Annotated in this window: 9 protein-coding genes; 4 read left to right on the forward strand and 5 right to left on the reverse strand. The window is 66.3% G+C overall.

Annotated elements, in window-relative coordinates; all coding sequences use genetic code 11:
* Nucleotides 1-238 precede the first annotated feature (238 nt).
* The 4 genes from ABZ720_RS08930 to ABZ720_RS08945 all read right to left on the reverse strand — a co-directional run bounded on the left by ABZ720_RS08930 (nucleotide 239) and on the right by ABZ720_RS08945 (nucleotide 6728).
* On the reverse strand, nucleotides 239-670 hold the full coding sequence (locus ABZ720_RS08930) for a DUF1489 family protein (RefSeq protein ID WP_366555172.1): 432 nt from the start codon (nucleotides 668-670) through the stop codon (nucleotides 239-241).
* Nucleotides 671-674: 4 nt separating this feature from the next.
* The gene (locus ABZ720_RS08935; protein WP_366555173.1) at nucleotides 675-2705 is read right to left on the reverse strand and encodes an acetyl/propionyl/methylcrotonyl-CoA carboxylase subunit alpha; all 2031 of its coding nucleotides are present in this window, start codon (nucleotides 2703-2705) and stop codon (nucleotides 675-677) included.
* 116 nt (nucleotides 2706-2821) lie between these two features.
* On the reverse strand, nucleotides 2822-4648 hold the full coding sequence (locus tag ABZ720_RS08940) for a potassium/proton antiporter (protein WP_366555174.1): 1827 nt from the start codon (nucleotides 4646-4648) through the stop codon (nucleotides 2822-2824).
* Nucleotides 4649-4868: 220 nt separating this feature from the next.
* A complete protein-coding gene (locus ABZ720_RS08945) occupies nucleotides 4869-6728 on the reverse strand; it encodes a potassium/proton antiporter (protein ID WP_366555175.1) in 1860 nt (619 codons plus the stop codon).
* A gap of 194 nt (nucleotides 6729-6922) precedes the next feature.
* Between ABZ720_RS08945 and ABZ720_RS08950 the strand changes: the two genes are divergently transcribed.
* Nucleotides 6923-7777: a universal stress protein gene (locus ABZ720_RS08950; RefSeq protein WP_366555176.1), complete on the forward strand. Its 855-nt coding sequence runs from the start codon at nucleotides 6923-6925 to the stop codon at nucleotides 7775-7777.
* 15 nt (nucleotides 7778-7792) lie between these two features.
* Here the strand turns inward: ABZ720_RS08950 and ABZ720_RS08955 are convergent, their stop codons facing one another.
* Nucleotides 7793-8362: a cupin domain-containing protein gene (locus ABZ720_RS08955; RefSeq protein WP_366555177.1), complete on the reverse strand. Its 570-nt coding sequence runs from the start codon at nucleotides 8360-8362 to the stop codon at nucleotides 7793-7795.
* A 143-nt stretch (nucleotides 8363-8505) separates the two neighbouring features.
* Here ABZ720_RS08955 and aptA point away from each other — a divergent pair, with 143 nt between their 5' ends.
* The 3 genes from aptA to ABZ720_RS08970 all read left to right on the forward strand — a co-directional run bounded on the left by aptA (nucleotide 8506) and on the right by ABZ720_RS08970 (nucleotide 12159).
* Nucleotides 8506-9858: an omega-aminotransferase AptA gene (gene aptA / locus ABZ720_RS08960; protein ID WP_366555178.1), complete on the forward strand. Its 1353-nt coding sequence runs from the start codon at nucleotides 8506-8508 to the stop codon at nucleotides 9856-9858.
* A gap of 40 nt (nucleotides 9859-9898) precedes the next feature.
* Nucleotides 9899-11017, forward strand: a complete 1119-nt coding sequence (gene ald, locus ABZ720_RS08965) for an alanine dehydrogenase (protein WP_366555179.1) — start codon at nucleotides 9899-9901, stop codon at nucleotides 11015-11017.
* 83 nt (nucleotides 11018-11100) lie between these two features.
* Nucleotides 11101-12159 carry a phytanoyl-CoA dioxygenase family protein gene (locus ABZ720_RS08970; protein WP_366555180.1) on the forward strand — a complete coding sequence of 353 codons (1059 nt, stop codon included), beginning with the start codon at nucleotides 11101-11103 and terminating at the stop codon, nucleotides 12157-12159.
* Nucleotides 12160-12283: the final 124 nt, after the last annotated feature.

The following is a 12283-nucleotide window of genomic DNA, read 5'->3' on the forward strand; positions in this document are numbered from 1 at the left end:
CCCGCAAAACTCACCCACCGGGCACAAGCGACCCCACGACCGATCTCCCGGTCCTGCGGCACGCCCCATCCTAGCGATGATGCCCCCAACAAGCAATGCCTCAAACATTGCCCCCGGGAGCCCCGGTATCGCCGCCCCGCCGAGCCCCTCAAGGACCCCGTCGCTGCGGTGAGCCGGTTTCTAGGCCCATCAGACCAACCAGGCAAGACAAAAAATCAGGGTCCCCAGACTTTTCTCTTCAGAGAATGCCCAAGGCGCGCAATTCCGCCAAAAGCGCGGGCGGTGCGCCGGCTTCCTCCCCCTCGCCGGAAGGCAGATCCTGGGGAGCCTGCTCGGGAAGCAGATATCGCCAGCCCTGAAAGGGGCGCTTGGGCGTCGGCTCGACAGGCACGAGAGTCGGGTCCAGGAGCAGCAGCGTCATGCTGCGCCCCTCCTCATCGGCGCCACTTTCGATGCCGACGAGCTGCTGACGGGCCTGGATCACGCCACGAATCACCCAGTAGATCGATCCCGGCGCCTGGGGAGCGAGCAGTTCGTCCTTGCGCCGGGGCATCATGCGCGTGGCATGCCACAGGCGGCCGTGGCGGGCCAATCGCCTTTCCTGCCAATGGCGCAGGCTCTCGATGCTCTCCGAGCCCACGGAGAGCTTGATCAGGTGCAGGGATGCCATGGCGCTAGGCCACTGCCCCGCCGTCTACGGATTGCTCGGCCGGCTGCGGATCGAAGGCGAGCAGTTCCACCCCCTCCTCGACCTGATCCCCGGCACGCACGTGCAGCGCGCCGACGCGGCCGTCAGCGGGTGCGCGCAGGCTGTGTTCCATCTTCATCGCTTCCAGCACCAGCAACAGCTGGCCCCGGACCACCTCTTCCCCGGCGGCCACAGCAACCTGGACCACCTTGCCCGGCATAGGCGCCACCACGCCGGTCGCCACCCCCACCACCTCGGCTGCAGCGGCCTGGCGGTCTTCCAGCTGCAGGCGGAGGCTCTCTCCGGCGCGCATCAGCGTCAGGGTCTCCCCCTGCCAGGCGACCGCCGCGCGATGTGTCCGGCCGGCAAGGTCGACGCGCAGCCGCCCCTTGGCTTCCAGCGTCCACTGCAGGGGCAGCAGCCTGCCCTGCCACTCCAGCGCCAAGCCCGCCACGCCGTAGCGCAGCCCGGCGACGAGTTCGGCCTCGCCCAGCGTGAAGTGCAGCCGGCGCTCGCTTTCGGCGTTCAGCCGCCAGCCATCGCTGCTCCACCAGGGCGACCAGGGATCGCCGGAGCGCGCAGCCTGCGCCGCCACCTCCGCCCGGCGCCGCTCAGCCTCTGCCGCCACGGCCAGGGCTGCGATGGCGGGATCATCGAGATCGGGCAGCACGGTAAGCGCCTGCTCACAGCGCGAAAGAAAGCCGGTATCGACGCCGCCTGAAGCAAAATCCGGGTGGCGCGCGATGGCAGCCAGGAAGGCCAGGTTGGTCGTGGGGCCCGCCACCTCCGTGGCTTCCAGACCCGCACGCAGGCGACGCAGGGCCGTGGCCCGGTCCTCACCCCAGACCACCAGCTTGGCGATCATGGGGTCATAGTAGGGCGTGATCTGGTCGCCTTCGCGCACGCCGCTGTCGATGCGCAGCGCCGCATCGGACTCGGGAAAGCGCAGGTGCGCCAGGCGGCCGGTGGTGGGCAGGTAGCCGCGCGCCGGATCCTCGGCATAGAGCCGCGCCTCGATCGCATGCCCGCGCGCCTGGATCGCCTCCTGGCCGAAAGGCAGCGGCTCGCCCGCCGCCACTCGCAGCTGCCACTCCACCAGGTCAAGGCCGGTGATCATCTCGGTGACCGGATGCTCCACCTGCAGTCGGGTGTTCATCTCCATGAAATAGAAGGCATCGTCCTCGAGTATGAACTCGACCGTGCCCGCGCCCTCATAGCCGATTGCCCGGGCGGCTGCGATCGCGGCCTCGCCCATTGCCTGGCGCAGCGCAGAATCGAGGCCGGGCGCCGGGGCCTCTTCCACCACCTTCTGATGGCGCCGCTGCAGGGAACAGTCGCGCTCGAAGAGATGCACCACCTGGCCTCGACCATCGGCGAAGATCTGAATCTCGATGTGGCGCGGCCGGGTGAGATAGCGCTCGAGCAGCATGCGGTCGTCGCCGAAAGCCGCCTGGGCCTCGCGCCGAGCCCCTGTCAGGGCCTCCGCGAAGTCCTCCGACCGCTCGACCACGCGCATGCCCTTGCCGCCGCCGCCGGCCGAGGCCTTCAGCAGCAGAGGATAGCCGAGGTCGTCGGCTTCCCGCGCCAAACGCTCGGGCTCCTGGTCCTCGCCGTGATAGCCCGGAACCAGGGGAACCCCGGCGCGCGCCATCAGGGCCTTGGCCGCACTCTTCGAACCCATGGCGCGGATGGCCGCCGGCGGCGGCCCGACGAAGACCAGGTCGGCCGCGGCACAGGCCTCGGCAAAGTCGGCATTCTCCGACAGGAAGCCATAGCCGGGGTGGACCGCCTGCGCGCCCGAGGCACGCGCCACCTCGATCAAACGCTCCACGCAGAGGTAACTCTCGGCAGGTGGTGCCGGGCCCAGGCGCCAAGCCTCGTCGGCCAGGTCCACGTGGCGTGCCCCGGCATCGGCATCGGAATAGACCGCCACAGTGGCGATGCCCAGGCGCCGCGCAGTGGCTCCCACGCGGCAGGCGATCTCTCCGCGATTGGCGATCAGCAGCTTATGGTACACGAGCGCGCCTCATTGCTTCACCTCGGGAGCGTACAGGTCTGACCGCTAGGCGGCCCTGCCCGCCAGCGCCCAGTCTGCGGCCTGGCCGCCCCTGGCTCAAGCCGGGTCAAGCTGTCTCACAGCGGCGGATCGTCGGCCAGCTTGCGCACAGTTCTACTCCGCCGCAAGAACCTGCCCGCGCCGGCGACCCGTCGCGCCAGCCCCCTGGGCAGCAGGTGAGGAACGGCCGGCTCCAGCCAGATGCCGACTTCCTTCACCGCGCCGTCCTCCACGCTGCGCACCACCAACTCGATTGCGCCGAGGCTGAGCTTGTCGCCGACCGAGCAGTCTTTCCCCAGACGCGCCTGGAGAAAGTCCGAGAGGCTCATCTCCCGCTCGCGCCGGGTGACAGGCAGGTCGTAGACATCGGCCAGGGCGCCCACCGGCGATGCGCCCGGGAAGGCAAAATCGCCCAGCACCGGTTCGCTACGCCGGCCCGAACGCCTGCGGGACGGCAGGAGCTGCCGGTCGAGCAGCAGCACCTGCTCCGGCGGCGCCAGAGCCAGAAGATAGTCATCCGGCTTCAGGGACTTCATCAACTGGCGCTGTACGACCGCATTGTCGCGCAGCACCGCGAGGATACGCACCCGATCGGGCACACGCAGATCCTCGATAGGGTGATTGGCCATGGGGCTGGTGTCCGCAATGCGGTAACCCACCAGTTCTCGGTCGAAGCCGCGCATCAACTCCATGTCGAAGCGCCCCGTCGGCTCCGGGCGCGGCGGCAGCTCGATGTCCAGGCGCCGGGCCAGCCAGGGAACGGTCCAGCCCTGCAGCAGCAGCGAGGTCAGCACGACGATGTAGGCCACGTTGAAAAGGTCGATGCCGTGGTCGATCCCCCCCAGCACGGGGATGATGGCCAGGAAGATGGGCACAGCCCCGCGCAGACCGACCCAGGCGATGAAGAGCCGCTCCTCGGACTTGAAGCGAAAGGGCCAGAGACAGAGGAAGACCGCCAAAGGCCGGGCCACGAACATCAGGCCGCCGGCGATCAGCAACGCCGGCATCAGGTCGCGTCCCAGACTGCTCGGTGTGACCAGCAGGCCCAGCATCACGAACATGGCGATCTGCGAAACCCAGGCGATGCCGTCGTGGAAACGCCGGATGAGCTGGTTCGCACGCAGGCGCCTGTTGCCGGCGATGATGCCCGCCAGATAGACGGCAAGAAAGCCGCTGCCCCCCAGTTCCTGGGTGCCGCCGAAGATCACCAGCGCGCCGGCGACGACAAAGACGGGATAGAGGCCCGGCGCCAGTTCCAGCCGATTGACCACCTGCGCCAGCAGCCAGCCGCCCGCCAGTCCGATGACGGCGCCGTAGCCCATCTGCTCGCCCAGGGTGCGGGCCACTGTCCAGCCGATTTCGCCGTCGCTGTGGAGCAGCAGTTCCACCAGCGTGATGGTGAGGAAGATCGCCATGGGGTCGTTGCAGCCCGATTCGACTTCCAGGGTGGTTCCCACCCGCCGCTTGAGGTCCATGCCGCGCTGATGCAGCAGGAGGAAAACCGCCGCGGCATCGGTGGAGGCCACGATGGAGCCCACAAGCAAGGCCGCAAGCGGAGAAAGGTCGAGCACGAGCCACGCAATGGTGCCGGTCATCGCCGCGGTCAGGGCAACGCCGACAGTGGCCAGCAGCGACGCAGGCACCCAGGAAATCCGCAGGGAAGAAAAGGAGGTGCGCAAACCACCGTCGAAGAGAATGATCGCCAGCGCCAAACTGCCAATGGCGTAGGCGGTGTTGAAATCGTCGAACACGATCCCGCCGGGACCTTCCTCCCCGAACGCCATGCCCAGGCCGAGGAACACCAGCAGCAGCGGTGCGCCGATGCGCGACGACAGCACACCGGCGAGAATGGCAACGAGCAGCAAGGCGCCGCTCAGCAGTATGAACTGGTTTGCGATTTCCATCGACCGGTGTACGGCTCCTGAGCAGCGGTTGTGTTGAAAGCGGGAAGACCGTCACTCCACCGGCTGGTAGAGGGCTGGACACGCGCCGTCCGTCAAGGAGATAGCGTTGCGGCGCCGTTACTGCCATGCCCGCATGGCGAAAATACGACCGTGTCGTGCAACGGGCCCACAGAGGGACAAATGGGCACCGGTGCGACTGTCCCCAGGCCAAGTGCGGTGGCTAGGCGTCCTTGCCAGGCTTCTTCTTCGGCTCCTGCGGGGGAGCCGAAGCGCGCTGCCGCCGCCGGCGCAGCCATTCCCGAATGCCCCCGGCAATCTCGCGCGAACTGTAGAAGAAGGGTATGCGCCCAGGGCTGTCACCGCCGGGCTCCAGCCCCAGCCCGACTGCGAGGACGCGATGGTCATCGTCAGCCTCGCGCACGATGAGTTCCACCGGCGGCAGGGTGAGTCGGTCGCCGCGGCCCACCGCTCCGCCCAGGCGCTTGCGCAGAAAGTCAGCGACGCTGAGCTCGGCGCTTTCCTCACTCACCTTGAATCCGTAGCTGCGCGCCACGTCGCCGATCGGGCGCTTTGGATCCAGCGTGAAGGCGCCGAAATAGTCCTCATCCGCGTCGCTGATCTCGGCCGGGCTGGCAAAGAGCCGATCCAGCAGGGTGATGAAGTTGGGCGGCACGAAGATATAGACATAGTCCCCGGGCCCGAGGCGCCCCGCCTCATGAATGCGCATGGAGCGACCATTGCGCACGATCAGGGACGGGCGCGCCCAGCGGGGAATCCGCTCCCCTCGCGCCACCGGACTTTCCTTGGCGATGCGATAGGCCACCAGTTCGTGGCGGGCGTTGCCCGGCAGTTCCAGTTCGACGCGGTCCACCGGGCCGATCCGAGGAGGCACGATCAGGCCCAACCAGCGCGCCAGCGGCCGGATAGTCCAGCCCTGCATCAGCAGTGAGCTGAGCACGATGATGAAAGCCACGTTGAACAGCGTCTGGCCGTTCGGCAGATCACCGATGATCGGCAGGATGCCAAGCAGGATCGACACCGCGCCCCGCAGCCCAACCCAGGCAAGAAAGGTGGTTTCCGTTCGGCGAAAGCCGAAGGGCAGCAGACAGAGCCAAACCGCCAGGGGACGCGCGAAGAAGGTCAGCGCCAGCGCGATCAGCACGGCCTGAAGGGCAATCTCGGGAAACTCCGAGGGGGTCGCCAGCAGCCCCAGCACCAGGAACATGACGATTTGCGCCAGCCAGGTCATGCCCTCCTGGAAGCGGCGAAGCATTACGGCGCCGCGCATGGGCACATTGCCCGCGATCAGGCCGGCCACGAACACCGCCAGAAAGCCGCTCCCGCCGAGCATCGAGGCCACAGCAAAATTGCACATCGCCAGGCCAATGACGACGATGGGATAGAGGCCCGTCTCCAGGGTCACGCGATTGACTGTCTGCACGATGAGCCAGCCACCGAAGAGTCCCGCTGCGAGGCCGACGCCCATCTGCAGCAGGAATGCGCTGGCGAAAGTCCAAATGGCGTCCTGGGCCCCGATCTCCCCGGCAGCCACCACGCTGACCAGCGTCATGGTCAGGAAGATGGCCATGGGGTCGTTCGAGGCGGATTCGATCTCCAGCGTGGCGCGCACCCGTTCGCGGATCCGAATGCCACCGACGCGCAGCAGGAAGAACACGGCCGCCGCGTCCGTGGAACCGACTATGGCGCCAAGCAGCAAGGCTTCCAACCATCCGACACCCAGGATGTAGTAGATCGGCACTGCGAGCAGAGCCGCAGTGATGACAACGCCAAGGGTTGCAAGAATCAGCGCCGGCGCCGCAGCCAGACGGAAGGTCTTCAATCGCGTGCCGAGGCCGCTATCGAAGAGAATGACGGCCAGGGCTATGCTGCCAATGAAGTAGGCCGCCTCGACATTGGCGAACTCGATGCCGCCGATCCCGTCGACGCCGGAAATGAGGCCGATCCCGAGCAAGATCAGCAGCAAGGGCGCGCCGAAACGGAAGGCAACGAGGCTGGTGAAAATGGAGAAGACGACGAGCCCGGCCCCGATCAGTATGGCCAGGAGCATCGTGTCTATCATACTTTCACCTCCTGCCCGTTCGTCGTTCGCCGCGCACACTCCCCCCTCTTCTAATAGGAAAGTGACGTTAGGGAAATCGAAGCGCGGAACGGTGCGGCATTGACCGACATGATGGCTTTGGCCGGGGAAAGGCTGCAAGATCGTTCCGGCTGCACGCAGCGTGAGAGGCGAGGGGCAGTGTGGGAGGCAAGAGTATGTCGCAAGACATCCTGGTGGCATTCGACCTGGACCAGGGATCACAGCTGGCGTTGGCCCGCGGGCTGCAGCTTGCCGAGCAGCACTCGGGGCAACTGACCTGCCTGCATGTCCTCGATGAGCGCAAGCCGGAGCGCCTCAAGGAGGAAGAGAAGCGCCAGGCCCTCGAGGCCATGCGTGCCGCCCTGCCCCCCGCGCGCCGGGATGACGAAGGCATTGTCTTGCGCGTGAGCGAAGGGTCAGTGGAGGAACGTCTCCTGGAAGCGGCCGCGCTTCAGGATGTCGACATGATCGTCGTCGGCGCACCGCGCAGGCGGGCAATTGCCGGCTTGTGGTTGGGCTCCACCGTCGAGCGGCTGTTGCGCTATGGCCCCCATCCTGTCCTGATCACGCGCCAGGCAGCAGAAGGCCCGTATCACAATCTGTGTCTCGCGCTGGACGAGTCCGCCAGCAGCCGCCAGGCACTGGCCGAGGCTGAGCGGCTTGCACTCCTGGGTCCAGAAACGTCTCTTTGGGCAGTGCATGCGCTGCGCGACTTCGGTCGGCCGCTCATGGCCCATGCGGGCATCGAAGGAGAGGCCATTGCCGAGCGCAGCGCCGGGGAACGTTCGGCCGCGGCTGCGCGGATCGACACTCTGCTGCACGAAGCCGGCCTGTCCCAAGCCAGCGTGATCGTGCGCGAGGCCGAGCCGCTGGACCTCGTCCAAGAGTCTGTGGAGCACTTTGATATCGAGTTATTGATCCTCGGCACGCGCGGGTCGACCGGCGTCAAGCGCCTCTTGCTCGGCAGCACTGCCGAGACCTTGATCGCCGAAGTGGACTGCGACGTGCTGGCAATCCCAGCCGACCTGTAGGGCAAAGCCGCTCCTTCAGAAGCTGGGCGGCGTACAGGCGGTCACCACCACCGCCTCCACCTCACCTGGATTGCGAAAGCGGTGTGGCAGGCGGCTGTCGAAATAGAAGGCCTCGCCGGGCGTCAGCAGACGCCGCTGATCCCCGACAGTGACCTCAAGAACACCGGCGATCACGACGCCGGCTTCCTCGGCGTCGTGACGCAATAACGAGTCCCCGGTGTCGGCGCCCGGCGCATAGCGTTCCAGGATGACCTGCAGGGCCTTGTTGCTCAGGTCTTCCCCGACCTGGCGGTAGCTCACCTTGCCGCCAGCGATTTCCACCAGTTCATCGGCCGCGAAGAATACCTGCTCGCGTGGCCTCCGCTCCATGGAGAAGAAGTCCGAGAGACTGAGGGGAAAGCCCGAGAGCACGCGCTTGAGCAGGCCCACGGAGGGGCTGGTGGCGTTGCGCTCGATCAGCGAGATCACCGCGTTGGAAACGCCGGCGCGCTTGGCCAGTTCGCGCTGCGACAGGCCGTGCAGCTGCCGCAGCGCGCGCAGCCGCCGCCCTAGTTCCGCTTCCTCGTCAACGCTTGGCTCGATCATGATCCCGGCCGTTTACAACGTTAATTATCTTTAACGTATAAAGGCCTCATGAGACCCGTTGAAAGCCTTTATGTGAGGCTTTGTCGATTATCATGAGCATGCTAGAGTGGCCGAAACATCCCTCGTCATGCAGGAGAGGCCCCATGGACGGTTCCGCACTTCCGATCAATCTCGACGCCAAGCCGAACGATCTCGAATCCTTCTGGATGCCGTTTACCTGGAATCGCGAGTTCAAGCGCAATCCCATGCTGCTGGCCTCGGCGAACGGCATGCACTACCGCTCAGTGGACGGACGGGACATCCTCGACGGCACGGCAGGCCTCTGGTGCTGCAACGCCGGTCACCGGCGCGAAAAGATCGTCCAGGCGGTGCAGCAGACCGTGGAGCACTTGGATTTTGCGCCGACCTTCCAGCTCGGCCATCCCCTGCCCTTCGAATTGGCCTCGCGCGTGTTGCAGATGCTGCCGCCAGGCTATGACCACATGTTCTTCTGCAACTCCGGTTCGGAAGCGGTCGATTCCGCCCTGAAGATCGCGCTGGCCTATCATCGCGTGCGCGGCCAGGCCGAACGCACCCGCCTGATCGGGCGCGAGCGCGGCTACCACGGCACCGGCTTCGGCGGCATCTCCGTGGGCGGAATCGTCAAGAACCGCATGTTCTTCGGCCCGCTGATCAACGGTGTCGACCACCTGCCGCACACCCATGATCTGGCCCGGAATGCTTTCACCCGCGGCCAGCCGGAGCACGGCGCCGAACTTGCCGACGAGTTGGAGCGCATCTGCGCGCTGCATGATCCGAGCACCATTGCTGCGGTGATCGTTGAACCCGTGGCCGGCTCCACCGGCGTGCTGATCCCGCCCCAGGGCTACCTGCAGCGCCTGCGCGACATCTGCGACAAGCACGGCATCCTGTTGATTTTCGACGAGGTCATCACCGGCTTCGGGCGCCTGGGCAAGGCATTCGCCACCGACTACTTCGGGGTCAAGCCGGACCTGATCACCTGCGCCAAGGGCCTGACCAACGGTGTGATCCCCATGGGCGGCGTGATCGCCCGTGAAGGGATCTACGACGCCTTCACCGAATGGGCCGACAACACCGGCAACACGATCGAGTTGTTCCACGGCTACACCTACAGCGGCCATCCCGTCGCGGCTGCAGCCGGCCTTGCCACCATGGAGGTCTACAAGGAAGAGGGCCTGTTCGAGCGCTGCGCCGAGCTCGCGCCCTACTGGGAGGATGCGGTGCATTCGCTCAAGGGGACCCGGCACGTCATCGACCTGCGCAACCTCGGACTCATCGCCGGCATCGAACTGGAATCCCGGCCGGGCAAGGTGGGCGCGCGCGCCTACGAAGCCTTCCGTCGCTGCTTCGAAAAGGGCCTGCTGATTCGGGTCACCGCCGACATCATCGCCCTGTCGCCGCCGCTGATCGTGGAGAAGGCGCAGATCGATGAGATGTTCGGGACGCTGCAGTCGGTCCTGAACGACCTGGACTGACGAAGCGGGAGTCCAAACCAAGCAGAAAAAGGGAGAGACAATGCAGGTAGGTGTCCCGAAAGAGATCAAGGCGAAGGAGTTTCGCGTCGGCCTCACTCCGGCGTCGGTGCGCGAACTCGTTCATCATGGCCATCGCGTTCTGGTGGAAAGCGGAGCCGGTCTCGGAAGTGGCTTTCCGGACGAGACCTATGGCGCTGCGGGCGCTGAGATTCTCGAAACGGCGGCAGAGGTATTCGCCGCCGCCGAGATGATCGTTAAGGTCAAGGAGCCACAGCCGGCGGAATGCGCCATGCTGCGGCCCGGCCAGATCCTCTTCACCTACCTGCATCTTGCACCCGACCTGCCCCAGACCCGCGGATTGGTCGAGTCCGGCTGCATTGCCATCGCCTATGAAACCGTAACGGATCGCTTCGGTCGACTGCCGTTGCTCGCCCCCATGAGTGAGGTCGCCGGCCGCATGGCGGTGCAGGTCGGCGCCCACTGCCTTGAGAAGGAGCAGGGAGGTCTGGGCATCCTGCTCGGCGGGGTTCCGGGGGTTGCCGCCGCCAAGGTTGTCATCCTGGGCGGCGGCGTGTCCGGCACCAACGCGGCCCGCATGGCCATGGGCCTGGAAGCCCATGTCACCGTCATCGACAAGTCGCTGCAGCGACTCAATGACCTGGACCTGCAGTTCGGCCCCATGCTCAACACCATCTACTCCACGGTGGATGCCATCGAGCAGCATGTGCTCGGCGCCGATCTGGTGATCGGTGCGGTGCTGGTCCCTGGCGCCTCCGCTCCCAAGCTGGTCACGGCAGAGATGGTCAAGCGCATGAAGCCGGGCGCCGTCCTGGTGGACATCGCGATCGACCAGGGCGGCTGCTTCGAAACATCACACCCCACCACCCACGACAATCCGACTTTCCTGGTGGACGAGGTGGTGCACTACTGCGTCGCCAACATGCCGGGCGCCGTCAGCCGCACTTCCACACAGGCGCTGAACAACGCCACGCTGCCCTTCGTGCTCGCCCTGGCCGACGAGGGCTGGCGCCGGGCGCTGGCCAATGACCCGCACCTGCTGCAGGGCCTGAACGTGAGCGAAGGCAAGGTAACCTATAAGGCCGTGGCGCAGGTACATGGTCTGGAGTACACGCCGCCGCATGAAGCGCTCGGTCTCTAACGACCGCTTTGCGCAGCAGCGTTTGAGTCCGGGGCCTGGGGGCGTATAGTCCGGCAAACGAGAGCCACAGCGAGAAGCGAGCCATGGCGCCCATCGAACGCTCCCCCGCGCGGGCCGGCCTCCTGCGCCAACTCAGCGCGCCGCTCTACCTGCCGACCGTCCTGACCGGCGCGAAGTCCTTCGCCGACAATCCGGTGATCGGCAGCCCCCTGCTCAACCGCCTGGGGCTGCACACCGGGCGAATCCGGCTGGCCCAGGCCATGAGCGAACTGCGTCGTCTGCCTCTGATGCTGCAAGTCAGCGCCGAGGAACGGGCGGCCTTTCGCCGCGACGGCTTCATCCTCAAAGAGAACTTTCTCCCCCAGGACCATTTCGAACGACTCAACAGCGAGGTGCGCGCCTTCAAGGGGCCGGGCTGGGAGTGTCACCAGGGCGACACCATCACGCACCGCATCCTGCTGGATCAGGAAACGCTCTCGGACCTGCCGGCCACCCAGGCCTTCATCGAGCACCCGACCTATCGCCGGCTTCTCGCCTGGAGCGGCGCGCGGGCCGGGGCGCCGGTGTTCTACATCCAGCGCATCCTCAACCATCTGCGCGAAGGCGCGCCCGATCCGCAGCGCCACCTGCACACGGACACCTTCCACCCCACGGTGAAGGCCTGGCTCTTCCTTGACGATGTCGATGAGCGCAAGGGCCCCTTCACGTATGTGCCGGGCTCCCACCGCTTCACGCGTCAGCGGCTGGCGGCCGAGTACCGGCGCAGTCTGACCGCACGCCACGACCCCTTGCGCTATTCGGCCCGCGGCTCCTTCCGCTGGAGCGAGCAGGACCTGAAAGAGCTGGGGCTGCCGCCGCCCAAGGCCTTTGCCGTACCGCGCAACACCCTGGTGATCGCGGACACCTCCGGCATTCACTGCCGTGGCGAGGCAAGCGATCCGGGGGTACGGCTGGAGATCTGGGCCTTTTCGCGCATAAGCCCGTTCTGGCCCCTCTCCCTGCCCGCCGTTGGCCCCGTCACCCGCCTTCGCGATCGGCTCGTACGCTCCTACCTCGAACATCAGGACAGCAAGGCCCGACGCCGCGGAAAACTGCCACCATGGCGCCGGGTAGGTGCCGAGCGTCTCGCCGACTTTGGCTAGCCGGAAGCCTGCACTGGGGTTGAAACATCGGAGCGTGAGGCCTAGTCCTAGCGCACAGGGGGATGAGTTGGAGCTTGCAGCATCCTTGCAATGGATACCGCGCTCCGCCTCGCAGCAGGCCCAA

Origin of the sequence: Aquibaculum sediminis (genome assembly GCF_040712085.1) — a bacterium.
Taxonomy (GTDB): Bacteria; Pseudomonadota; Alphaproteobacteria; order Kiloniellales; family DSM-21159; genus Aquibaculum; species Aquibaculum sediminis.

What these genes read in the sequence shown, in the direction of transcription:
- aptA (WP_366555178.1), top strand. Translation starts at nt 8,506, where the DNA reads ATGGACGGTTCCGCACTTCCGATCAATCTCGACGCCAAGCCGAACGAT.
- ABZ720_RS08955 (WP_366555177.1), bottom strand. Translation starts at nt 8,362, where the DNA reads ATGATCGAGCCAAGCGTTGACGAGGAAGCGGAACTAGGGCGGCGGCTG.
- ABZ720_RS08950 (WP_366555176.1), top strand. Translation starts at nt 6,923, where the DNA reads ATGTCGCAAGACATCCTGGTGGCATTCGACCTGGACCAGGGATCACAG.
- ABZ720_RS08945 (WP_366555175.1), bottom strand. Translation starts at nt 6,728, where the DNA reads ATGATAGACACGATGCTCCTGGCCATACTGATCGGGGCCGGGCTCGTC.
- ABZ720_RS08940 (WP_366555174.1), bottom strand. Translation starts at nt 4,648, where the DNA reads ATGGAAATCGCAAACCAGTTCATACTGCTGAGCGGCGCCTTGCTGCTC.
- ABZ720_RS08930 (WP_366555172.1), bottom strand. Translation starts at nt 670, where the DNA reads ATGGCATCCCTGCACCTGATCAAGCTCTCCGTGGGCTCGGAGAGCATC.
- ald (WP_366555179.1), top strand. Translation starts at nt 9,899, where the DNA reads ATGCAGGTAGGTGTCCCGAAAGAGATCAAGGCGAAGGAGTTTCGCGTC.
- ABZ720_RS08970 (WP_366555180.1), top strand. Translation starts at nt 11,101, where the DNA reads ATGGCGCCCATCGAACGCTCCCCCGCGCGGGCCGGCCTCCTGCGCCAA.